This is a genomic window from Sphingobacterium micropteri (assembly GCF_014692515.1).
GTDB lineage: Bacteria > Bacteroidota > Bacteroidia > Sphingobacteriales > Sphingobacteriaceae > Sphingobacterium > Sphingobacterium micropteri.
Genome location: NZ_JACOIK010000002.1, coordinates 1 through 22,298, shown reverse-complemented (window position 1 = coordinate 22,298; position 22,298 = coordinate 1). Strand labels below are relative to the sequence as shown.

The following is a 22,298-nucleotide window of genomic DNA, read 5'->3' as shown; positions in this document are numbered from 1 at the left end:
CTGCGCTGGTCTATTCTTCTTTCTTTTTGAATAAACCTCTAAAGAATCCTTTTGTTTGCTGGGTGGTTTCCTTTGTGCGTTCAACGGCTTCTTTTGCCACTTCTGCCCGCTCTTTCCATTTTTGCTCGCGTTCTTTGCTGATGCCGGCGGTTTGTTTGATACCATCCAGTAAACTCTCCCACAGGTTCTTGAAAAACGTATGTTCCGGAACACGGCGATGGTTTACGCTGCCCACGTGATATTTTTCGTTGGCATCGGGGTTACTATCGTTTATAATGAGCTGATTAACCAGAAACGAGGCGATCTTGAGGGATCTTTTCTTCCGTGGCTTACCGGGATCGGCTTTTAAATCGATTTTGAGGTTGTCGTAATCGAAATGGAAGTCGCCCCGGCTTCGGTAGTCGGTTCCGCTGATATTAAACCGGATACCCCGGATATTGCCGGATCGGATGCCGACGTTCAACAACGGATCCAGGATACGGTTGAACGCGGTTGCGCTCATGGCTCCGAGTGTACCGTTGTAGGTATGTTCGCCGGTTTTGCTCAGCATATCAAACGTGAACTTCGCGTGCAGATTGCCCCGCCCCATGACCTTCGCCCGTAGATCGGCCCGCATGTATTTGTCTTGCGATAAGATGACGGTGTCATTTGTCACATTGCTGATCGTTCCCGTGGTTCCATTGAAGCTGATCTCGCCTTCCCGATGATACTTGCCGCTCATTTCGCCATACACGACATCGATGTTTTTTACAAAGACGGTATCTACCGAGATCCGTTTTTTAACCCGCATCAATTTCTGATGAGGTGCCTGGCCGATTTGGTTAACGGGCTGCTTGGGATATCGTTTATCGCCATACAACGTGGCATGTCCGTTTTTTACAGATACCCGCTGGGCGATGGTCTGCTGCTCTTCAATCAATTTCTTGAAATCTAGCTTCTCCACGTAGAGCGTATCAAAATGTAAGTCGGCGCGTGTGACGTTTTTGCCATGTTTCTTGTAAAAAGCGGCTTTATCCAGCGCAGGCCTGAAATCCACTTGGGTTAACAAGAGGGTTTGTGCTTGTGTATTGATTTGCAATGCCTCAAACCGGGCCTTGTAAAATCCATCCGAAAAGGTATATTCAAAGCCGGGTATAAAGGCTTCAATCAACTTGGTATAATAAAGACGGGAGGTATCTGCCTGCGCATGTTCATCTATTAAAATATCTTCCGCGCGGATTTGCAGGCTGTCTAAACCAAAGCTTGTCGACACGCTATCTTCGTTTAGCTTGGTGAGACGGAATGCGGCACGCTCGATATCAATCCGTCCAATATTCACGGCGTTCAACACGCCTTTTATACTTTCGTATAGACTCTTTTTGGGCTTCTCGGTAGCGATCGTGTCGTTGTAGGCGTGGTATTTATTCGTCAAATGAATGCGGGGTTCGGTTAAGTCGATGGATTTGATATGCAGCTCCCGGTTACGGAGCATATCCAGGATACCGAAGCGCTTTACTTTCAGCTCTTTAATCTCGATGTCGTACAGATTGTCTGGCGCAAGCTCAGCCGCTTCCATACGGGCATATACTTGTGTATCGGGTTTTAAGAGGACATTTTTTAGTGTAACATTCCCCAAAGCAACGGTCATGTCCAGATCTTCATACGTTAACCGGTATAAACTATCTGTAGAGCTTTTAACCAGTTCTTTTAATTGTTCCTCCACAATAGGTTTCCAGTTGCGCGAAAGATACCAAGATACTCCCGCTAAAGCCACCACAATCAATACGAGAATGCCGATGACCCATTTCCAAATTGGTTTCATATGTTGCCTAGTTCTAAATTATCTCCTGTAAATATATTGTTAAAAAGTTAGAAAGTTAAGGAGTTAGAAAGTTAAAATGTTAAAGGGTTAGAAAGTCTAACTTCCTAACCTTATCTAACTATCTAACCTTACTAACTATCTAACCTTACTAACTATCTAACCTCAATAACTATCTAACCTTTAATTCCTAGTATCCTGATTATGGTATATACTTAAATAGCTATCGTAACGGGAGGATTCGATTTCGCCGTTTTCAACGGCTTCGAGCACAACACACCCTGGCTCATTGATATGCCGGCAGTTGTGAAAACGGCATTCATTTAAACGCGCACGCATCTCCGGAAAAAAATGGGCCAATTCGGCCTTTTCAATATCCACAATCCCTAACTCCCTTATACCGGGTGTATCGATCAGTTTTCCGCCGAAGGAGAGATCGATCATTTCGGCGAATGTGGTGGTATGTTTTCCCTTGTCGGACCAATCGGATATTTCGCCTGTTTTTAATTCGACCGAGGGTTCGATAGCGTTGATGAACGTCGATTTTCCGACACCGGAATGGCCAGACACCAACGTGGTCTTATCTTTCAGCAGCTGGCGGACCTCCGCCATGTTGGTCTTTTCCCGGGCAGACACGGCATAACAGGGATAACCGATCTGCTCGTAGATGGCCATGTAATCTTCTAGTATTTCCAAACCTTCTTCGGAAAACAGATCCAGCTTGTTGAACACTAAAACGGCAGGGATATCATAGGCCTCGGCCGTAACTAAAAAACGATCGATAAACCCCAACGAGGTAGGTGGCGACGCCAAGGTAACGACGAGCAGGGCCTGGTCCAGATTGGCCCCGATAATCTGGGCTTGCTTAGACAGGTTGATAGACCGACGGATGATGTAATTTTTACGCGGCTCTAAGGCCGTGATAATGGCACTATCTTGATCGGGTTCATATTCATAATGCACCCAGTCGCCTACGGCAATGGGATTGGTGGTTTTAATGCCTTTGGTACGGAACTTACCTTTGATACGGCATTGTATACGCTTGCCCGCTTCGCTCTCTACCAAATACCAACTTCCGGTTGATTTCGTTACCAAGCCACGCATAATTATAAAATATGTTTAGATGCCATAAAGCAAAGATACTTTTTATTCCCCTTTTTTCTTGATAAAAAAGGTGGCAAAAAATCTTAACACGCTATACAATTGTACGATCCCCTATTAACATTCAAAGGTCGCATACGGATGTTTGAAGTAGGTAGGAATCTCCCCTTTGCGCTATCCATTATTTCAAATATCCGAAGCGACGAGTTTTTTTGCTTCCTTTTTTTGCGGAAAAAAAAGGAGAAGAAGACTATATTTGTTAAATGGTGAAAAAATTATTTCTGCTAGATGGCATGGCCTTGATATACAGGGCATACTTCGCGCTGAGCAAAGTACCTCGCTTGACTTCTTACGGATTGAATACAGGTGCTGTTATGGGCTTCACAAACACCTTATTGGAAGTGTTGAAGAACCAGAAGCCGACACATATGGCGGTGGTATTTGATACCGAGGCACCGACTAACCGCCACTTGGAATTTGAGGCTTACAAAGCACAGCGGGAGGCTATGCCGGAGGATCTGGCAAAATCGATTCCATATATTTTTCGGCTTATCGAGGGGTTTAACATCCCTATTATTACGAAAGATGGCTATGAAGCGGATGATATTATCGGGACATTGGCGAAAAAAGCGGAAACCGACGGTTTCACGGTGTATTGCATGACACCGGATAAAGATTTCGGCCAATTGGTATCGGAGAACATCTTTATTTACAAACCGGCCCGCATGGGCAACGGTGCGGAGGTACTGGGTGTACCGGAGATTTTGGAAAAGTGGGAAATAACGGATGTATCGCAGGTAATTGACATCCTGGGGCTTTGGGGAGATGCGGTAGATAACATTCCGGGCATACCCGGCATAGGGGAAAAGACAGCAAAGAAACTCGTGCAGCAGTATGGTTCGGTGGAGCAACTGATCGCGCATAGCCATGAACTGAAAGGGAAGCAACGGGAAAATGTCGAAAATTTCGCGGAACAGGGCTTGATCTCCAAAAAACTGGCAACCATCCTACTGGATGTACCGGTGGAGCTGGATGAAAAGCAGCTGGAAATTGAAGATCCTGACAGGGTCGCATTGGAACCGCTGTTTGCGGAACTGGAATTTCGTACACTCGGTAAAAGGGTTTTTGGCGAGGAATACAACGTGGTGGACAGTGCTGCCAAAAATCCGTCTGGCCAAATGGATTTATTTGCCGCGGCACCATCCGAAACGGCGGTAATCTCTGCCGTGGCCCCCACGGAGCCGCTCGTAGCGGGATTGAACATCCACAACACACCACATGAATATATTTTGGTGGATACCGAAGAACAACAGCGACAGCTCGCGGAGCAATTGGCGGCATTGTCGAAATTTTGCTTCGATACGGAAACCACCTCTGTCGACGCGCTGGCTGCTGATATCGTGGGATTTTCTTTCGCTTTTGAAAAAGGGAAAGCTTATTATGTGCCGACGCCGGCAGATCGGGTTGCTGCGCAGGCAATCGTCGCCATTTTTAAGGAGGTATTTGAAAATCCGCGTATTGAAAAAGTGGGACAAAACCTGAAATATGATATCCTGCTGTTATCGCGCTATGGGGTTCGTGTACAGGGACCACTTTTTGACACCATGATTGCCCATTATCTCATTGACCCGGATACACGCCATAATATGGATATCTTGGCTGAAAACTATTTGGGATATACACCGGTATCGATTACCGAACTCATTGGTCCGAGGGGTAAAAAACAGGCCAACATGCGGGATGTAGCAATCGAAAAGGTGGTGGAATATGCAGGTGAAGATGCCGATATCACGTGGCAGCTACACGAGGTATTAAAGCCTTTGCTGGCGGAAACGCATACGCTGCGTCTTGCGGAGGAGGTCGAATTCCCGCTGATCTATGTGCTGGCGGAAGTCGAAAAAAATGGTGTAAAAATCGACGTGAACACCCTAAAAACGTTTTCTTTATTGCTCGAGGAGGACATTAAACGACTGGAAAGAGATATATACGAGAAGGCGGGGGTGCAATTTAACATCGCCTCGCCCAAACAATTGGGGGAAGTGCTCTTCGACAAGCTACACCTCGACCCGAAGGCTAAAAAAACCAAAACCGGCCAATACAAAACCGGGGAGGAAGTGCTGCTGGCGCTGGCCTATAAATCGGACATCGTACAGGATATACTCGATTTCAGACAGTTGCAGAAGCTGAAGTCGACTTATGTGGATGCACTGCCCGGTCTTATTCATCCCGAAACCGAATTAATACACACGTCTTACAACCAAGCTGTTGCGGCGACGGGAAGGTTAAGCTCGACCAACCCGAACTTGCAGAATATTCCGATCCGTACGGAAAGGGGACGGGAGGTCCGGAAGGCTTTTATTCCACGAAAAGCGGGGAATGTGCTCTTATCTGCCGATTATTCGCAAATCGAGCTTCGTCTGATGGCGTCGCTTAGTGAGGATAAAAATATGTTGGACGCCTTCGCGGCGGGTCATGATATTCACCGGGCCACCGCAGCACGGGTGTATGGGATACCACTGGATGAGGTAACCACCGATCAGCGTAGAAATGCGAAAGCGGTGAACTTTGGGATTATATACGGCCAGTCTGCTTTTGGTCTTTCCCAAAGCCTGGGCATTCCCCGAAAGGATGCGGCGGCGATCATTGAACAATATTTCTCGCAATATACGGGCATTCAGGAATATATGCGCAAAGCGATCGAGTTTGCAAAAGAGCATGGCTATGTGGAAACTATTTTAAAACGTAGACGTTATTTAAGGGATATCAACTCTGCAAACATGACCGTACGCGGCTTTGCGGAACGAAATGCCATTAATGCTCCTATACAGGGATCTGCGGCAGACTTAATTAAAATTGCCATGATCAATATTCAACAGGATATCGTTGAAAAGGGGTTAACGGGAAAAATGATTATGCAGGTGCATGATGAATTGGTGTTTGATGTGCCGGAGGAAGAGGTCGCCGAATTAACGTTCATCATTACCGAGCGTATGAAAAATGCGATCGAACTTCAGGTGCCTATTGAAGTAGAGGCAGGAACGGGAAGCAATTGGCTGGAAGCACATTAGGGATATGCAGCGAACAGGATTATTTCTTTTTTTAGTATTTGCGGTTCTATTTGTTAGCGGCCAGCAGACCGACTCGACCGGAAAGGCAACGCTGTTCGAAAAAGCGCCTATGGGTCTTGTTCGGTTCTATTTTGATGATTATTACTACCTGGTCGATAAAGATTGTGCGTTTAAATCTATTGAACGGGTATCACAATTTCTCGTGGATAAGAACGTGTTCCATGCTGATTTTCGGGATTTTGACCGGAATGGAACGGTTATACTTACAGGCTACCATAATAAAGGGGTAAAGGAAGGTCCGTTTAAGGCTTATCACCCGGATGGCACGTTGAAGTGGGAAGTAACTTTTGAGGACGATAAACCGATAGGGGACTGGAAATACTATTATCCGGATGGGAAGCCTATGCTGACGGTTAATTATGACGAAGCGACGGGCCGTATCATGGCTTTTTGGGATAGAAGGGGCCAGCAACGCATCAAGGACGGAAATGGTAGTTATACGTTCCGGATGCCTTTTGCCTTTTATAATGAATATGGTTACCCTTTTTTTGAACGGAAAGGACGGATAAGGAATGGTGTGCCACGGGGCTATTGGACAACACACATGATAGACCCTAACGAAAAGAAAATACTGTATACGGAAGAGATTTTTAACGATATGGGTGTACTGGACAATGGGTATAATCTTTTTTTGGATGCGCGGTACCGGACACCCATGGCTATCCTGCCGATATCGTATTTTTATCTGGCCGAGCGGCTGCTGTCTAAACCTTGCTCTTTTGATGACCATAGTGGATTCAATACGTATTTATCGGAAAAATTTAGTGCTATGCTCAGCAGCAGCCCTACGTTAACGAACATCGAGGATAAATTTAGCTATGAGGTGGCATTGGATGAGGAGGGGAACCCGAAGGACGTGACGCTGAAAGATTCGCTAGGGACCAAAGAGCTAAATCGTTATCTGGAAATGGTCCTTCCCGAAATTCCTTTTTATTTTCCTTCGTTAGACGAAACGGGAAATGCCGTATCGGATACCCTAACGGTGCACGGTAACCTGAGCATTAACGACGCGGGACAGTTTTATTTTCATAGCTTTCGGATTGTAAGGGAAAAACAACCTTAGCTGATTTCGCCGAAGTATCCTATATTTTATTTAGGTTTGTAAAAAGTTTACCCTATACGAGATGAAATTCCATAAAGAAGGATATACGAGTTTGGCAATCGTGGTATTGTTTGTTTTCGTCATCAATGCACTGGCCGACTATTATGATGCGTCCGTTTACCTAAAATGGTTTCTATACGCACTTTCAGCATTCCTGCTTATTGCCATTCTCCAATTTTTTCGAAGTCCGATCAAACGGGTTACACCGGATGAGGGTATTGTGCTTTGCCCCGCGGATGGAAAAGTGGTGGTAATCGAAGAAACGGAAGAAACGGAATACTTCCAGGATCGACGGATACAGGTATCCATTTTTATGTCGCCTATAAATGTCCACGTGAACCGTAATCCGATCAGCGGGATCGTATCTTATTTTAAGTACCACCCGGGGAAATTTTTGGTGGCTTGGCACCCAAAATCGTCGACGGATAACGAAAGAACAACCGTTGTGGTCAAAAACCAATCGCAGGTAGAGGTGCTATTCCGGCAGATCGCGGGTGCGATGGCACGACGTATCGTATGGTATGTAAAAGAAAACGATGCGGTAACACAGGGCGCGGAGTTTGGGTTCATCAAATTTGGCTCGCGTGTGGATTTATTTTTACCCTTGGGCACGGAAGTAACGGTGAATATCGGCGATAAAGTGGTGGGTGGAAAAACCATCATCGCAAAAATATGAACCTGAGTGTATTCACCCTTCTCATATCAAGCAGTATTGGGCTTCTAATTGCGGCTACCGATTATTTTCACCGGCAAAGCCTAACGATAGCCGCTATACTATTTATCGCGGTAGCGCTGCTCTGCTACGCCATCTTACTTAACTTATTTGAACGGTTCATTTACAAGCGGATTCGAAATGTATACAAGCTTATCCGTAACCTGAAACTGGACAAGGGTCTTAAAGATGCCTTGGGCGAACAAATAACGGACGACCCTATCCGGGATGCGGAACGGGAAGTGCGGGACTGGGCCAGGCAACGGGTGTCTGAACTGGACAAATTAAGAGAACAAGCCAAATTCCGGAAAGAGTTCCTCTCCAATATTTCGCATGAATTTAAAACACCGTTGTTTGCAACACAGGGTTATGTGGAAACATTGCAGGACGGCCTAATCGATGATGATCCGGAAATGGCGAAAAATTTTCTGGAAAAAGCGGCCCGTAACCTGGATCGCCTCAGTTATTTAATACAGGATTTGGACGAAATATCGAAGTTGGAGATGGGTATTATTTCCTTAACGATAGAGACTTTTGACATCGTAGCACTGATTAAGGACTGTATGGAAGATTTAGAGGGAAAGGCTAAGCAGCATGACATCCGCATGCGGTACACCGGCAAGTTAAACCATCCTATCTTCGTTAAAGGGGACCGCAAACGGGTGCAACAGGTCATTATCAATTTATTAGACAATTCCATTAAATATGGTAAAAAAGGTGGAATGACGAGTATTTCGATTTTTTCACTATTCGAACAGGTGCTGGTCGAAGTGACCGATAATGGGGTAGGTATTGATGAAAAAAACCTCTCGCGGGTGTTTGAACGTTTCTTCCGGACGGACGCCAGCCGTTCGCGCGAAGTGGGGGGATCGGGAATTGGTTTGGCCATTGTGAAGCATATCATTGAGGCACATGAACAAAATGTTAACGTACGGAGTACAGAAGGTATTGGCACGACATTCGGATTTACGCTGGAACAACCCAAACACGGTTAATATATGATAAACTTTTCAAACTTAACATTAACTTAACATTGCATTCATAATTTTGCATAAATTCTAACACTATGTCTTTAAATAGCATTTTTCAGTATTTCGTTCCAAAGGATAAAAAGTTTTTCCCTTTGTTTGAACAAGCGGGCGCAAACCTTATCGAGATGGCAAAAGCATTACAAGAATCTGTTTATACGACCGATTTGACGAAACGCGCAGCACTGAACAAGAAGATCGAAGACCTTGAGCACAGGGGTGACGATATTACGCACCAGATCCACCTGGAATTGGGGAAAAATTTCATCACACCATTTGACCGCGAAGATATACACTCGCTAGCGAGTTCTTTGGACGACGTGGCGGATTTTATTCAAGGGGCATCTAACCGCATGGAACTTTATAAGGTGGAAACACCAAGCCAGGCCATGAAAGAAATTGCAGACTTAATCCTCGAAGCGACAGACCACGTAGCAAAAGCGCTTAATGAGCTGAGAGATCTTAAAAATATCCGCAACATTACCGATTCTTGCGTACGGATTAATAGTGTAGAAAATAAGGCTGATTATATCTTCGATAAAGCGGTTAGCGAACTTTTCGAGTACGAAAAAGATGCCATCACATTGATTAAAACGAAAGAGGTGCTTTCTGCTATGGAAGATGCAACCGACAAATGTGAGGACGTAGCAAACGTATTAGAAAGTATTTTAGTTAAAAATGCTTAGTATTCTGAGCATGAAGAAAGCATAACATATTATGATGATTTCCACTTTATTGATCGTCGTTGTCATTCTGGCTATCGCATTCGACTATATCAATGGTTTCCACGATGCAGCCAACTCCATCGCAACAGTTGTATCAACCAAAGTATTAACACCTTTTATGGCTGTACTATGGGCCGCGATATGGAATTTCGCCGCCTATTTCTATTTTACAGACCATAAAGTAGCCAACACGATTGCCAAAACCGTCCTGGAAGAGTATATTACGCTAGAAGTTATATTCGCGGGATTGGTCGCCGCTATTTCTTGGAATCTTTTTACCTGGTACTACGGCGTACCCTCTAGTTCATCACACACCCTTATTGGCGGATTTGCGGGATCTGGAATGGCCTACGCCTGGTTTATGGGTGCTAATCCGATTACGGCCATAAATCACAGTGCTATCGTTACAATCGCCGCATTTATTGTTTTAGCGCCCGTCATCGGTATGATTATCTCGGTTATCATTACCTTAATTATTATGAATATTGCGAAGAGGGCCCGACCAGCGACGGCGGAAAAATGGTTTAAGGTGGGGCAGTTAATATCTTCGGCCGGATTAAGCTTTGCCCATGGGGGGAATGACGCACAGAAGGTAATGGGTATCATTGCTACTGCCTTGATTGCAGAGCAGGTAATCCCGAATTTTGAAGCCATGCCGGCTTGGGTACCACTATCCTGTTACGCCGCAATCGCCGCGGGAACAATGAGCGGGGGATGGAAAATCGTAAAAACCATGGGTACCAAAATTACGAAAGTGACGCCATTGGAAGGTGTTGCTGCAGAAACAGCTGGTGCTGCCACGCTCGGTATAACGGAGCATTTTGGAATCCCGGTATCGACTACTCATACTATTACGGGTTCGATTATCGGGGTTGGTGTCGTAAAACGGGTATCTGCAGTACGTTGGGGAGTTACTATTAGCTTATTATGGGCATGGATATTGACCATTCCGGTAAGTGCAGTATTAGGGGGCTTAGCCCTAGCGATTATCCACTTTATCCTCTAAGATGTAAGGGTTTTACTACAAATTGTAACCTTTTATTGATAATCGGATAAAAATAAATGAAAAATTTGGCGATTCTAAATAATATCTATACTTTTACGCGTGCAAATTTGTCGTTGCACGACGAATTTACAATATAGACATAAAATTTTAACAGGCCCGATTTTTTGGCATCGTTCTTGTTAATGTTATGTTAAATTTGAAAGGGAAACAATTTAAAATTTTTAATAACCTTAAAAACAAGAGTATGAACTATTCTACAATTAAAAAAACAGCTGTTGCAGCGTCTTTAGTAGCCGCACTAGGCTTCGCTGAGCACGCACAAGCGCAAACTCCAACTGTATTTGGTGGAAGATCACAATACAGAACTTGGTCTATCGGTGTACAAGGTGGTATTACTGCACCTGGCGTACTAACAGGTGGATCAAATCCATTTGGTCAGAAAGTGGGTTATTTCCAAAACAAAGTAGGTGAGTACTACGGTTTAACCGTACGTAAACAATTCTCTCACTTATTCGGTTTAGAATTGGAAGGTAACCGCGGTCGTATCAAAACATACAACCACAACGTATCTGGTCCTGCTACAGAGAACTCTTTAGGCGCTCGTTCTGCAGAAGTTGATGTAAACTGGGCAGCTAGCTTGAACGGTGTATTCCAATTGGGTACTATCGACTTCTTGAGAAGAGAAAATGCGGTTAACTTCTACGCTAAAGTTGGTTTCGGTGTTATGGCAAGTAACCCTGTACAATTTGCAAACAACGACTTTACAGGTAGCGAAGTTTACAACCAAAAAGGTCAATGGGGTGAAGAAATCTTCGGAGATCGTGAAGCTACTGGTGACAGAGACTACAAATTAGGTGGTTTCATTCCAGTTGGTTTAGGTGTTAAATTCAAATTGTCTGAAGTTGTTGCGTTGAACTTAGGTTACACCATGAACTTTACTGATGACAACAGATTGTACGGACCAGCTAGAACGGATTACAAAGGTAAATTCTCTAATGTTTACGGTGGTCTAGAGTTCACTTTAGGTTCTCGTGACAAAGAAAGCTTAACGTTCACAAACCCAGTTGCTACATTGTACGACGAGTTGAAAGATCCTTCATTACGTAACGAAGTTGAAGCATTGAAACAACGTGTATCTACATTAGAAGGTACTGTTGATCAATTGAGCAAAGACTCTGATGGTGACGGTGTATCTGATAAATTCGATAAATGTCCTAACACACCTGCTGGTACGCCAGTTGATGGTTCTGGATGTCCTATCAAATTCCCAGAGCCAGTAGCACAAAATAACGCTACTCAAGGTGGTTACTACTCACCTATTCAATTCGAGTTTGATAGCTCTGTATTGAAAACGGAATCTTACTCTACTTTAGATAAATTGGCTAAAGAATTGCGTGATAACAACGCTTCTGCAAACTTAGATGGTTATGCTTCTGCTGAAGGTACTGAAGCTTATAACTTGAACTTATCTAAAGACCGTGCGAATGCTGTTAAGCAATACCTAGTTAACGCTGGTGTATCTGCTTCAAGCATTACTGCAACTGGTTACGGTGAAGACAACCCTGTAGCATCTAATGCAACAGAAGAAGGTCGTATCAAAAACCGTCGTGTTGAGATCCAAGTAAAATAAGTAATTCTTTTTCGATAGAGAATTATCAATGATAAAAGCCGATCCTATTAAGGGTCGGCTTTTCTGTTTATTATCAATAATTTACGCTATCTTTGCGGAGCTTTATGTGAAAATGTGGAAAACAAAATCATTAGTTCTCACATTTTCTTCATAAATTTCTTCTACAGTACTTATAGAAAACGAAAGGAGTGATATGGAAGAAGATTTCGAATTTGGCTCCCCTGAGGAACAAAGACTGTCTGTAGATCGATATGAGGAAATGCTTCGCAACCAAGATCAATATTTCTTTGATGCAAAAGCTTTTGAAAGTATTATTGAATACTACACGGACAAAGACGACCCGGTAAAGGCACTCCAAGTGGCGGAATATGCCAAAAACCAACATCCTTACGAATCGGCATTCTTACTGAAGAAGGCACAGCTTTATGTGCGGACAAGTCAATTCGAAAAGGCATTGGAAGAGTTAGATAAGGCCACTATATTGGAACCTAATAGTGGCGAGGCGTTCCTTTTAAAGGGAAATATAGCGCTAATGCAGGGCGATGTAGAAGAGGGTGAACAACTTTTTCTGTATGCTATTGAATTAGGAGAGGATTCTGCCGAAGCCTATTTCCAGATCGCAGAACTGTATCAAATCAAAGGAGAATATGAAAAAGCCATTGTCTACCTGAAGAAGTCGCTCGAGGCGAATATGGAAAATGATGATGCGCTTCATGCCTTGGCATTCTGCTATGAAATCGTGGACCGACCGGAAGAAAGTGTGACGTTCTACAAATCGTATATAGACGACGACCCGTATTCGTATGCTGCCTGGTTTAACTTGGGTCTAGTATATGAACGAATGGATAACTTTGCGGATGCTATAGACGCTTATGATTACGCGATCCTTATCAATGAATCTTTTGTACCGGCATACTTTAACAAGGGAAATGTACTGGTAAACATACAGAAATATACAGAGGCCATCCGTGTTTATAAACAGACTTTTGAGTACGAACGCCCCACGGCTGATGTTTATTGTGCCATAGGCGAATGTTATGAGAAGCTCGAGCAGATGGATGAAGCCCGGGAAAATTATAAAAAGGCGGTTAAACTTGATCCTCTTTTGGCAGATGCGTGGTTTGGAATCGGCGTGACGTTAGATTTTGATGACCGCTATTTTGAGTCACTCCATTTTTATAAAAAAGCATTGGAGCTAGACGATAGTAACCCGGATTACTGGTTTGCCATCGCAGATGCCCGGTATAAACTTAAGCAATTTGAAGAATCCGAATTTGCTTATAATAAGGTGGTAGAACTCAATCCCACAGACGTGGAAGCTTGGCTGGACTTTTCTTCTATTTATTTTGAACAGGGTAAATATGACGAAGCTATTGACGTTATCGCGGACGCTATCAAGAAAAATCCAGACGCATCGGAGCTCTATTATCGATTAGTGGCCTACTTGTTTGCACAGGGGAAATACAACGAAGCGTTAAACTTCTTGGAATTGGGGTTGGCAACAAATCCAGATAAATTTCACATCTTGTTCGATTATTTGCCGCAATTGCAAGGGAACAAGATTATTGTCGATATCATCAATAAGTATAAAAATAACTCATGAAGAAACTCGGATTGATTGGTTATCCGCTTGGGCATTCTTTTTCAAAAAAGTTTTATAGGGAAAAGTTTGAACGCGAAAACATCACAGATCTTCACTATGATCTTTATCCTATGGAGGATATTTCCGCTTTTCCGCTGTTATATGAGCGCGACCCGGGTTTCTATGGATTCAACGTCACCATTCCCCATAAACGCAACGTGATGCGGTTTTTGAATGAGTTTTCACCAGAAGCAGCAGACATCAATGCGGTAAATTGTGTGCAGGTACGCTGGCAGGGTGGAAAACCTTATCTCAAGGGTTTTAATACAGATGCTTTCGGATTTGAGCAGTCGTTACGGCCGCATTTAAAACCACAACATACAGATGCGCTGGTGTTGGGTAATGGGGGAGCCGCACAAGCTGTTTTTTATGTCTTGCGTAAGCTGGATATTTCCTTCAAAATAGTTAGCCGCAGTAGAAACAACGGTGACCTTACGTATGCGGACCTTACGGAAGACTTGATCGCTTCGCATAAATTAATCATCAACTGTTCTCCTGTCGGAACATTTCCGCATATAGCGGATGCACCTGCTATTCCTTATGCGGGGATAGGCGCGGAGCACCTGTTATATGATCTAATCTATAATCCGGAGGAAACGGCTTTCTTGAAAAGAGGAAAAGAACAGGGTGCTGCTATTAAAAATGGCCATGAGATGCTTGTTCTTCAGGCAGAAAAGAACTGGGAAATCTGGAACGAGGAAGGCTAGCGATTATTTTCTATTTTTGTGGATATGTTACATGTACATTCTTTTGTATTTAATGCTTTTCAAGAAAACACGTATATCGTATACGACGAGGACGGCGTATGCGCCATCTTTGATCCGGGCATGTCCAATCCTAAAGAGGAGGCTACGTTGGTTTCCTTTATCGAGCAAAATAGCTTAAAACCTATTGCCCTCTATAATACGCACTGTCATATAGATCACGTATTAGGAAATCGTTTCCTTTATGAGAAATATGGATTGGTTCCTCAATTTCATGAGGGAGAGGTGCCTGTTTTGGTAGCTGTAGAAAACATGGCGCCCATGTATGGCTTCCGTTATGAAACCTCACCTATCCCGGAAACGTTTTTAGTGGAAGGACAAACGGTAACCGTCGGTACACACAGCCTTCGCCTCCTATTTGTTCCGGGCCATTCGCCGGCACACTTATGTTTCTATGCCGCCCAGGAAGGATTCGTGATCGGCGGAGACGTACTTTTTCGGAACAGTATAGGACGGACAGATCTGCCCGGTGGCAATCACGAACAGCTGCTCGATAATATCCGGCAGAAAATGTACACACTACCCGATGAAACGGTAGTTTATCCGGGGCACGGACCTTCTACTACCATCGGATTTGAGAAGGAAACAAACCCATTTGTTCGGGGATAAAAACATGAAGCTGTCTCTCTTTTTTGCAAAACGGTACTTATTCTCCAAAAAATCGGTAAACGCGATCAATATTATATCGGGGATCAGCGTTATTGGTGTCTTAGTGAGCAGCGCGGCACTGGTGATCGTTCTGTCCTTTTACAATGGCATGGAGAATCTCATCCTTTCGTTATATAGTACATTTGCCCCCGAACTCCGTATAGAACCGGCAAAGGGCAAAGTATTCGATGCGAAGCAGCATGTCTTTGAAGATTTACGTAAAAACAGCAAGATACAGAGTTATTCGGAGATATTGGAAGACAAAGTTCTCGTGCAGTATGATAATCAACAATTCGTAGCGCAGATCAAAGGTGTGGAGCCGCAAAGTCTCTTCGAGACCGATCATCAAAGTATGCTTTATGCGGGCAGTTTGGAGATTGCCCGAGATAGTATACCCCGTGCGTTAATCGGTGCACAAATACAGGCTAATCTCCGGGTTTCTATTGATGGATACGATAACGATATCCACCTGTTCTCGCCTCGAAAAGGAGCTTCTGGGACGAGTATAAACCCAATGGATGATATCAACATCCGTCAACTTTCTCCTGTCGGCGTTCTCCATTATGAGCCCGGATTTAATGATCTTATTATTACGCCTATTGCATTTGCAAAGGATCTGCTTAACGAGCATGAATATGTTTCGGCGGTTGAGATCTATACGAAAGATTCCAGTCGGGTAACAAGCTTTCAAAAAGAGATACAACGGAACCTCGGTGAGGACTTTGTGGTAAAAAACCGGGAACAGCAAAACCCACTGCTCTATAAAACCGTACGCTCCGAAAAATGGATTGTCTTTTTTATCTTAACAGTGATCGGCATTATTGCCATATTTAATATTATTGGTTCGCTGACCATGCTGGTTATTGATAAAAAACAGGATATGACGATATTGGCAAGTTTGGGGGCCGACAAAACACTTATTCAGCGGATATTTTTTCTGGAGGGCGTAATGATTGCGTTTATCGGTGGATTGATCGGGATCGGGATTGGGTTTATCTTCTGTTTATTACAGGAAAAATTTGGTATCATTCGCACAGGCGAAGGTGTGAGCCCTATTTTAGATATCTATCCAGTTGATATACGTATCTTGGACTTCATACTGGTATTTGTAACGGTAATGGCGGTTGCCCTGTTGGTGTCTTACATCTCTTCTCTGCTGAGTGTACGGGAGTTGGAAAGAGATACTGGTCTACGCTCGATAGATTAACTTAATACTCCAACCGCTTTCGGCTATAATCCCCTTTAACGATGGAATTTATAAAGGAGCCCCATGCAAACGGACTAAATAATGGATTGGCAAAACGTTGATTAATCGTTTTATTAGACATGTTAATATGGCGCTGCATGGAGTTAAAAGTCTGTATTTCTTCTGCACTTCTTGGCACGACCTGGGATAATGCGGCAAGAGCCTCGGGCGATAGACTGTTCCGAATCCGGGATATATTGTCGTCACTGACGTCCAACGCCATAAATGCCATGTTAAACTCCTCTATACTTGCCCAAGGAAAAGGCATAACAGCCGGCAGCTCAATGACTAAGCTTTTCATATTAATCTTCGCCGTAAATTTATCGGAAGCGGTTTCGGGAATCACAAATTCCGCTGGCTCAAAACCAACAGATGTAAACTTAATGGTATCTCCCACATGGGCAACGAAAGAGAAAAAACCTTCGTTGTTGGCGGCGTGTACTTGGTTGTTATAACTGACGTTCGTTACCGTAACGAAAGGCACAGGAAGCTCACCTCCCACCGAACTTATCAATCCGCTGAATTGTACGATTTTCCTTTCTTGAGCAGATACCGTTACCCACGACAGAAGGAGAATCAAGGTGAATACATAATAAAATCTTCCCGCCATGCTTCAAATTTATACAATCTTCGTCCACGAAGGCTGTTAATTTTTGTTAACTCCTCCTATTACATTGGACTGATGGCATTCGGATCATTCATATCCGTCAAATTGATGGCTTCTACGCTGGTAATTTCTGGAACAGCTTTTTTTATGGCTTGTTCCAACCCGGCTTTGAACGTCATAATACTCATGGAACAATTCGCACAGGTTCCCAACAGCTTCAATTTAACGACATTGTCTGGAGTGATTTCTTCTACAACGACGTTTCCTCCATCAGTTTCCAAATACGGACGGATGGTATCCAATGCCTGCTCTACGCGCTCTTGTAATGTCATTTCTGCTTTTAAACCCTTTATTTAAGTTGTAAATATAGGCAATTTATTAAAATTATTGTGGTTATCCTATAATAATACATAAGAATTCAACATTTCGTTGACAGAGCACAATAATGTGGTTAAAGAATGTTAAAGCCCTTTGTTTAAGTAGGTTTCCCTACAAAATTGGGCTATATTGCCCGCCTAAAATTTAATTGAATCTTATTTGAATTTGACGTATCTTTGTAAAATGTTTTTAAATAGACGTATTTTTTCCTTATGGGTAGGGTTGCTGCTTATTGTATTGGCAGGCGGCTGTAAGAGTAAGTTTGAAAAGCTTCGCGCGAGCAATAATATTGCTATGAAATACCAAGAGGCCGTCAAACTATATGAAAAGAAAAAGTATAGTAAAGCGATTATTCTTTTTGAAGACTTACAAACCAAGTATCGCGGGCAAGCAGAGGCGGAAGACCTTTATTATTATACCGCCTATACGGCCTATCGTTTAAGAGACTACACGTCGGCAAGGTACCACTTCAAGAATTTTTCGACGACTTATCCAAACAGTCCTCGCGCGGAAGAGTGTCGTTTTATGGCAGCATATTGCTTTTATGTCGATTCTCCCCGTCCTTCTCTTGACCAAGAGAATACACGGAAAGCGATCGATGAGCTGCAGTTATTTATCAACCTGTACCCGGAAGGAGAGCGAGCGGAGGAGGCTGGACAGCTAATACAAAATTTACGCAATAAGTTGGAACAAAAGGCTTTTGCGAATGCAAAATTGTATTATGATATGGGGCAGCCGGATGATTATCGAGCGGCGGTAATCGCCTTTGAAAGTATGCTTAGACAATATCCGGATACACGATATGCAGAAGAAATTGAGTTCTTGATTTTAAAATCACAGTATCTGTTTGCACAAAATAGTATGCCTTATCGGCAGGAGGCACGGTTTAATGAGGCGCTCGACTATTACCAATCATTTGTGGAAAGCTATCCGCAAAGTAAATACAAAAAGGACGCTGATGATCTACGATCCGGCGCCGAAAAACAGATTGCTTATGTCGTCAGACGCATGGACGAAATAAACAAAATGCGTGAAGAACATGAGCGAGAATTGGGAATTACCCAAGAAGAAGCAGCTGTGCAAGAAAGCACACCAGCGGTACAATAATGGCGTTTATTTAGGTTTGAAATTTATAATACATTTTAACAATGAGTCAACATAAAAACACTTCTCTTCCTTCATCAACAGTAACACGGGATTTGAGACAACTGGACAAAGGCACGGATAATATTTATGAATCTATCGTTGTCATTGCGAAGCGTGCCAACCAGATTGCCGTGGACGTGAAAGAAGAATTGAATGGGAAATTGGCAGAATTTGCAACGACCAGCGATAACCTAGAGGAGGTTTTTGAAAACCGTGAGCAAATCGAGATCTCTAAGCATTACGAACGTATGCCTAAGCCTTCTCTTGTGGCAGTAGACGAGTTTTTAAACGACAAAGTTTACTTTAGAAACCCAGCCAAAGAGCAAGAATAACTGTTCGGGAATGTCGTTAAAGGGCAAAAATATAGCAATTGGTGTATGCGGGGGTATCGCCGCATACAAAATTGCATCCCTTGTCCGCCTTTTGGTGAAAGAAAATGCCAACGTACAGGTTTTAATGACACCCGATGCCAAGGAGTTTATTACACCACTGACCTTAGCGACCCTCTCCAAACGTCCAGTCCTGTCTGATTATATTAATCGCCATACGGAGACATGGAATAATCATGTAGAGCTAGGTCTTCAGGCGGATTTATTACTTATCGCTCCTGCTACGGCCAATACACTCAGTAAAATGGCGCACGGAGCGTGCGACAATCTGTTATTAGCGACTTATCTTTCGGCCAAATGTGCTGTTATGTTTGCTCCGGCAATGGATTTGGACATGTGGTTGCATCCGACTACACAGGAAAATGTTCACCGCCTTTTAAACTTTGGGAATATTTTAATTGCCCCCGGAAAGGGAGAGCTCGCAAGTGGACTGATTGGCGAAGGAAGACTTGCCGAAACCGAGGAAATGCTGCAACAGATCCAACATTTCTTTAGCAATTCGTTACCGCTAGAAGGGAAGAGAGCGCTTGTAACTGCTGGTCCAACACACGAAGCTATTGATCCTGTTCGTTTTATCGGAAATCATTCCAGCGGAAAAATGGGATATGCCATTGCATCTGCTTTGCAATCGCTAGGAGCAACCGTAACACTCGTCAGTGGCCCAACCCAACTTCCAACTCCTCCAAAAGTTAATCGACACGATGTCACGTCAGCACAAGAGATGCTGGAGGCTTGCTCCTCCCATTTTGAGACGGCAGATATTATCGTGATGAGTGCTGCTGTCGCCGACTACACCCCTGTTTCTGTAGCATCTCAAAAAATTAAGAAAAAAGATACTAATCTCGAAATAGCCCTAAAAAAGACGACCGATATTCTGGCGACACTGGGAAAGAAAAAAACGACGAAACAAACCTTAGTAGGGTTTGCGCTGGAAACGGAAAACGAACTTCAAAATGCACAGGATAAGCTGCAACGCAAAAACCTAGATTATATCGTTTTAAATTCGATGCAAGACAAAGGTGCGGGCTTTGGGGGAGACACGAACAAAGTCACCATGATCGATAGAAAAGGCGAGACACAGCAATTCGAACTAAAAAGCAAGAAAGATGTTGCAAATGATATAGCCGCCGTTATTATTGCTCACCAAGCTGCTATAAATTCATAATTCGGACTTCCTTAGGATAATAATTATTTATTCTGTTGGGCAACACCTTAACCCATCCCAGATTTGTTCCTTTATACCTCACCAGACACCAACCGGCGTTTACGGCTGGAAAATCTGCTATCGCTAAACTTTCCTTTCGCAAAAATTGAAGAGCCACATCTCGTGTTACATCCTGTGCAGGCAAATCTGTCTTAATGTGTATGCTACATGCCAAATCATGCGACGGTAATAACTCGCGGCCAGTCCATTTCCCAATATTCGTTCCGGCCTGTTTGATATATAAAACTTGCTGAAACCACCTAAGGTCTTCCTCGTATTTCTTTGGGAAGATATGGATATTATCGCCATGCATAAACGGTATGTGTGCGGCGTGCTGTTCTGTCCAATCTGCCAATATGTTTGAAGGAGCGGTATTTTTCTCGATCTTTATTTTCTTTCGATTAAAGGTAGATTGTTTTGCTTTTTTTTGGAGCACAGCGACAAAGAAACCCTCTCCTTTCACCTTATGGGGATAAAAACGATACCCGAAGGCATTATGTTTGCTGGATTTTGTTTCTTCAATATCCCAATCGGATTCGAGGGCAATCGGAACCGATTCAAATGTAAATTCCGTTTGTATCCAATCTACTATATCTTCATTCTCCTCCCTGGAATAGGAACAGGTAGAATATATTAAATAGCCATCGGTAACCAACGTCTCTAAAGATTCAGCAAGAATCCGCTTTTGCCGGTCACTACATAATTTTACATTGGCTAACGACCATTCATCTATTGCGTCTCGATCTTTACGAAACATGCCCGAGCCCGAACATGGTGCATCGACCATTACTACATCAAAGTATCCGGGTAGCCGGCTAAATGCCGACGGGTCATTGTTTGTTACAACAATATTTGATGTTCCCCAACGAACCATATTCTCGGTTAAAATGTTAGCTCTTGACTTGATGACTTCATTGGATACCAATAGGCTTTCGCTTCCTAAATAACTCGCTAACAGCGTCGATTTCCCTCCAGGTGCGGCACAGAGGTCTAGCGCCCTTGTGGCACTGTTCTTAAGTCCAATTTCCGCTAAAATATGGGCAATGAACATCGAAGAGGCTTCTTGTACATAATAACATCCGGCATGATACAGCGGATCTAAGGTAAAAACAGGTCTTTCGGGGAGATAATAGCTTGTATCACACCAAGGCACAGGCTTTCCATTTTCGAATGGGACGGTCGTTTGTTTCCATAAATTTAAGCGGATAGAGGTAATCTTATCACCCTGTTCATGTACCCTATTGAATGATTCAGTATCAAACCCTTCTTGTTCATTCAATCGTTTAACTAGCTCGTTCGGCAAAAAATTACTCATCGTTTTATCGCTTAATTTTATATCCAGATTATCTTTGATGAGCTCGCTACGCTCGGTTATCTTTGATGAACTCACTACACCCAGTTATACTCACCGGTATTTGTATGCTATCAAACCTGGATATTTCTCTGTAAATTTACCACAATAAGTAAGGAATCACAAAATAGATAATGAACATACATGAAGAATTTTAAGAAGTATTATATCGTAGCCGCTCCTCCTGAGGATATTTATAAAGCCTTGACCACGGAAATCACGATTCGGCTTTGGACGGGAGATGAAGTTTTGATAGATCCACGTGAGGGAGGTGAATTCTCGATGTGGGATGGTGCCATTACCGGAAAATTTATACAACTCGATCCTTATAAAAGGATTGTCCAACAATGGTATTTTGGAGAACAAGCGGAAGATTCTATTGTCACGATCAAACTTCATGAGGACAAAAAGGGCACTTCTTTCGAATTACAGCATACCAATATTCCTGATGAAGCGTTTGATGAGATTGTAGAAGGTTGGAATGATACCTATATGGCATCGCTTATCGAGTTTTATAGTGAAGAGTGAGAAAAAGAAGGCTAGATCTGACTAAAAAGTCATCTAAGCTCGACAAACAAAAAAGCCCCTGCAGTTATACTGCAGGGGCTCCGTATAAAAACCGGCACCGACCTACTCTCCCACCTTTTACGGCAGTACCATCGGCTCTGGCGGGCTTGACTGCTCTGTTCGGAA

At 43.4% G+C, this 22,298-nt stretch carries 20 protein-coding genes; 15 read left to right on the top strand and 5 right to left on the bottom strand.

Going from position 1 to position 22,298, the window contains the following annotated elements; all coding sequences use genetic code 11:
- Nucleotides 1–10 precede the first annotated feature (10 nt).
- Both H8B06_RS02670 and rsgA read right to left on the bottom strand, forming a co-directional pair.
- Complete coding sequence (locus H8B06_RS02670) at nt 11–1,801, bottom strand: AsmA family protein (protein ID WP_190992740.1); 1,791 nt, start codon at nt 1,799–1,801, stop codon at nt 11–13.
- A gap of 180 nt (nt 1,802–1,981) precedes the next feature.
- Nucleotides 1,982–2,902, bottom strand: coding sequence for a ribosome small subunit-dependent GTPase A (gene rsgA, locus H8B06_RS02665; protein ID WP_190992739.1), 921 nt, complete (start codon nt 2,900–2,902; stop codon nt 1,982–1,984).
- A 263-nt stretch (nt 2,903–3,165) separates the two neighbouring features.
- On the opposite strand from rsgA, the gene polA reads away from it, so the two are divergent.
- The 11 genes from polA to H8B06_RS02610 all read left to right on the top strand — a co-directional run bounded on the left by polA (nt 3,166) and on the right by H8B06_RS02610 (nt 16,491).
- Nucleotides 3,166–5,967 carry a DNA polymerase I gene (gene polA / locus H8B06_RS02660; RefSeq protein WP_190993054.1) on the top strand — a complete coding sequence of 934 codons (2,802 nt, stop codon included), beginning with the start codon at nt 3,166–3,168 and terminating at the stop codon, nt 5,965–5,967.
- Nucleotides 5,968–5,971: 4 nt separating this feature from the next.
- A complete protein-coding gene (locus H8B06_RS02655; RefSeq protein WP_190992738.1) occupies nt 5,972–7,090 on the top strand; it encodes a toxin-antitoxin system YwqK family antitoxin in 1,119 nt (372 codons plus the stop codon).
- 61 nt (nt 7,091–7,151) lie between these two features.
- Entirely contained in the window at nt 7,152–7,805 is a 654-nt protein-coding gene (locus tag H8B06_RS02650; RefSeq protein WP_190992737.1) for a phosphatidylserine decarboxylase family protein, read from the top strand.
- A complete protein-coding gene (locus H8B06_RS02645) occupies nt 7,802–8,836 on the top strand; it encodes a sensor histidine kinase (RefSeq protein WP_190992736.1) in 1,035 nt (344 codons plus the stop codon). Before H8B06_RS02650 ends, H8B06_RS02645 begins: the two co-directional genes overlap by 4 nt.
- A gap of 71 nt (nt 8,837–8,907) precedes the next feature.
- Complete coding sequence (locus H8B06_RS02640) at nt 8,908–9,555, top strand: DUF47 domain-containing protein (RefSeq protein WP_130142810.1); 648 nt, start codon at nt 8,908–8,910, stop codon at nt 9,553–9,555.
- A gap of 34 nt (nt 9,556–9,589) precedes the next feature.
- On the top strand, nt 9,590–10,600 hold the full coding sequence (locus tag H8B06_RS02635; RefSeq protein ID WP_130142840.1) for an inorganic phosphate transporter: 1,011 nt from the start codon (nt 9,590–9,592) through the stop codon (nt 10,598–10,600).
- A 244-nt stretch (nt 10,601–10,844) separates the two neighbouring features.
- Nucleotides 10,845–12,230 (top strand): OmpA family protein, encoded by a 1,386-nt coding sequence (locus H8B06_RS02630; protein ID WP_190993053.1) that lies wholly within the window; start codon nt 10,845–10,847, stop codon nt 12,228–12,230.
- Between the two features lie 193 nt (nt 12,231–12,423).
- Entirely contained in the window at nt 12,424–13,833 is a 1,410-nt protein-coding gene (locus tag H8B06_RS02625; protein WP_190992735.1) for a tetratricopeptide repeat protein, read from the top strand.
- Nucleotides 13,830–14,579, top strand: coding sequence for a shikimate dehydrogenase family protein (locus H8B06_RS02620; RefSeq protein WP_190992734.1), 750 nt, complete (start codon nt 13,830–13,832; stop codon nt 14,577–14,579). Before H8B06_RS02625 ends, H8B06_RS02620 begins: the two co-directional genes overlap by 4 nt.
- 24 nt (nt 14,580–14,603) lie before the next feature.
- On the top strand, nt 14,604–15,245 hold the full coding sequence (locus H8B06_RS02615) for an MBL fold metallo-hydrolase (protein ID WP_190992733.1): 642 nt from the start codon (nt 14,604–14,606) through the stop codon (nt 15,243–15,245).
- A gap of 4 nt (nt 15,246–15,249) precedes the next feature.
- Nucleotides 15,250–16,491, top strand: a complete 1,242-nt coding sequence (locus tag H8B06_RS02610) for an FtsX-like permease family protein (RefSeq protein ID WP_190992732.1) — start codon at nt 15,250–15,252, stop codon at nt 16,489–16,491.
- 1 nt (nt 16,492) lies between these two features.
- Here H8B06_RS02610 and H8B06_RS02605 read toward each other — a convergent pair whose 3' ends face one another.
- Together H8B06_RS02605 and H8B06_RS02600 are read right to left on the bottom strand one after the other, a co-directional pair.
- Nucleotides 16,493–17,140 carry a peptidase associated/transthyretin-like domain-containing protein gene (locus tag H8B06_RS02605; RefSeq protein WP_130142816.1) on the bottom strand — a complete coding sequence of 216 codons (648 nt, stop codon included), beginning with the start codon at nt 17,138–17,140 and terminating at the stop codon, nt 16,493–16,495.
- A gap of 59 nt (nt 17,141–17,199) precedes the next feature.
- Entirely contained in the window at nt 17,200–17,469 is a 270-nt protein-coding gene (locus tag H8B06_RS02600) for a NifU family protein (RefSeq protein ID WP_130142817.1), read from the bottom strand.
- Nucleotides 17,470–17,698: 229 nt separating this feature from the next.
- Here H8B06_RS02600 and H8B06_RS02595 point away from each other — a divergent pair, with 229 nt between their 5' ends.
- From H8B06_RS02595 to coaBC, 3 genes are read left to right on the top strand one after another with little or no spacing between them, the layout of a single operon-like run.
- Complete coding sequence (locus tag H8B06_RS02595; protein ID WP_190992731.1) at nt 17,699–18,622, top strand: outer membrane protein assembly factor BamD; 924 nt, start codon at nt 17,699–17,701, stop codon at nt 18,620–18,622.
- 41 nt (nt 18,623–18,663) lie between these two features.
- Nucleotides 18,664–18,993, top strand: coding sequence for a DNA-directed RNA polymerase subunit omega (locus tag H8B06_RS02590; protein WP_130142819.1), 330 nt, complete (start codon nt 18,664–18,666; stop codon nt 18,991–18,993).
- A 10-nt stretch (nt 18,994–19,003) separates the two neighbouring features.
- Nucleotides 19,004–20,215: a bifunctional phosphopantothenoylcysteine decarboxylase/phosphopantothenate--cysteine ligase CoaBC gene (coaBC, locus tag H8B06_RS02585; protein ID WP_190992730.1), complete on the top strand. Its 1,212-nt coding sequence runs from the start codon at nt 19,004–19,006 to the stop codon at nt 20,213–20,215.
- Here coaBC and H8B06_RS02580 read toward each other — a convergent pair.
- Complete coding sequence (locus tag H8B06_RS02580) at nt 20,202–21,644, bottom strand: methyltransferase RsmF C-terminal domain-like protein (RefSeq protein ID WP_317170831.1); 1,443 nt, start codon at nt 21,642–21,644, stop codon at nt 20,202–20,204. The two genes, coaBC and H8B06_RS02580, sit on opposite strands and share 14 nt — an antisense overlap.
- Before the next feature lie 105 nt (nt 21,645–21,749).
- On the opposite strand from H8B06_RS02580, the gene H8B06_RS02575 reads away from it, so the two are divergent.
- Nucleotides 21,750–22,133, top strand: coding sequence for an SRPBCC domain-containing protein (locus H8B06_RS02575; protein ID WP_190992729.1), 384 nt, complete (start codon nt 21,750–21,752; stop codon nt 22,131–22,133).
- The last annotated feature ends 165 nt before the right edge of the window (nt 22,134–22,298 follow it).

Coding starts and splice junctions, on each gene's coding strand:
- H8B06_RS02670 (WP_190992740.1), bottom strand. CDS start 1,801: ATGAAACCAATTTGGAAATGGGTCATCGGCATTCTCGTATTGATTGTG.
- rsgA (WP_190992739.1), bottom strand. CDS start 2,902: ATGCGTGGCTTGGTAACGAAATCAACCGGAAGTTGGTATTTGGTAGAG.
- H8B06_RS02655 (WP_190992738.1), top strand. CDS start 5,972: ATGCAGCGAACAGGATTATTTCTTTTTTTAGTATTTGCGGTTCTATTT.
- H8B06_RS02650 (WP_190992737.1), top strand. CDS start 7,152: ATGAAATTCCATAAAGAAGGATATACGAGTTTGGCAATCGTGGTATTG.
- H8B06_RS02645 (WP_190992736.1), top strand. CDS start 7,802: ATGAACCTGAGTGTATTCACCCTTCTCATATCAAGCAGTATTGGGCTT.
- H8B06_RS02640 (WP_130142810.1), top strand. CDS start 8,908: ATGTCTTTAAATAGCATTTTTCAGTATTTCGTTCCAAAGGATAAAAAG.
- H8B06_RS02635 (WP_130142840.1), top strand. CDS start 9,590: ATGATTTCCACTTTATTGATCGTCGTTGTCATTCTGGCTATCGCATTC.
- H8B06_RS02630 (WP_190993053.1), top strand. CDS start 10,845: ATGAACTATTCTACAATTAAAAAAACAGCTGTTGCAGCGTCTTTAGTA.
- H8B06_RS02625 (WP_190992735.1), top strand. CDS start 12,424: ATGGAAGAAGATTTCGAATTTGGCTCCCCTGAGGAACAAAGACTGTCT.
- H8B06_RS02620 (WP_190992734.1), top strand. CDS start 13,830: ATGAAGAAACTCGGATTGATTGGTTATCCGCTTGGGCATTCTTTTTCA.
- H8B06_RS02615 (WP_190992733.1), top strand. CDS start 14,604: ATGTTACATGTACATTCTTTTGTATTTAATGCTTTTCAAGAAAACACG.
- H8B06_RS02610 (WP_190992732.1), top strand. CDS start 15,250: ATGAAGCTGTCTCTCTTTTTTGCAAAACGGTACTTATTCTCCAAAAAA.
- H8B06_RS02605 (WP_130142816.1), bottom strand. CDS start 17,140: ATGGCGGGAAGATTTTATTATGTATTCACCTTGATTCTCCTTCTGTCG.
- H8B06_RS02600 (WP_130142817.1), bottom strand. CDS start 17,469: ATGACATTACAAGAGCGCGTAGAGCAGGCATTGGATACCATCCGTCCG.
- H8B06_RS02595 (WP_190992731.1), top strand. CDS start 17,699: ATGTTTTTAAATAGACGTATTTTTTCCTTATGGGTAGGGTTGCTGCTT.
- H8B06_RS02590 (WP_130142819.1), top strand. CDS start 18,664: ATGAGTCAACATAAAAACACTTCTCTTCCTTCATCAACAGTAACACGG.
- coaBC (WP_190992730.1), top strand. CDS start 19,004: ATGTCGTTAAAGGGCAAAAATATAGCAATTGGTGTATGCGGGGGTATC.
- H8B06_RS02575 (WP_190992729.1), top strand. CDS start 21,750: ATGAAGAATTTTAAGAAGTATTATATCGTAGCCGCTCCTCCTGAGGAT.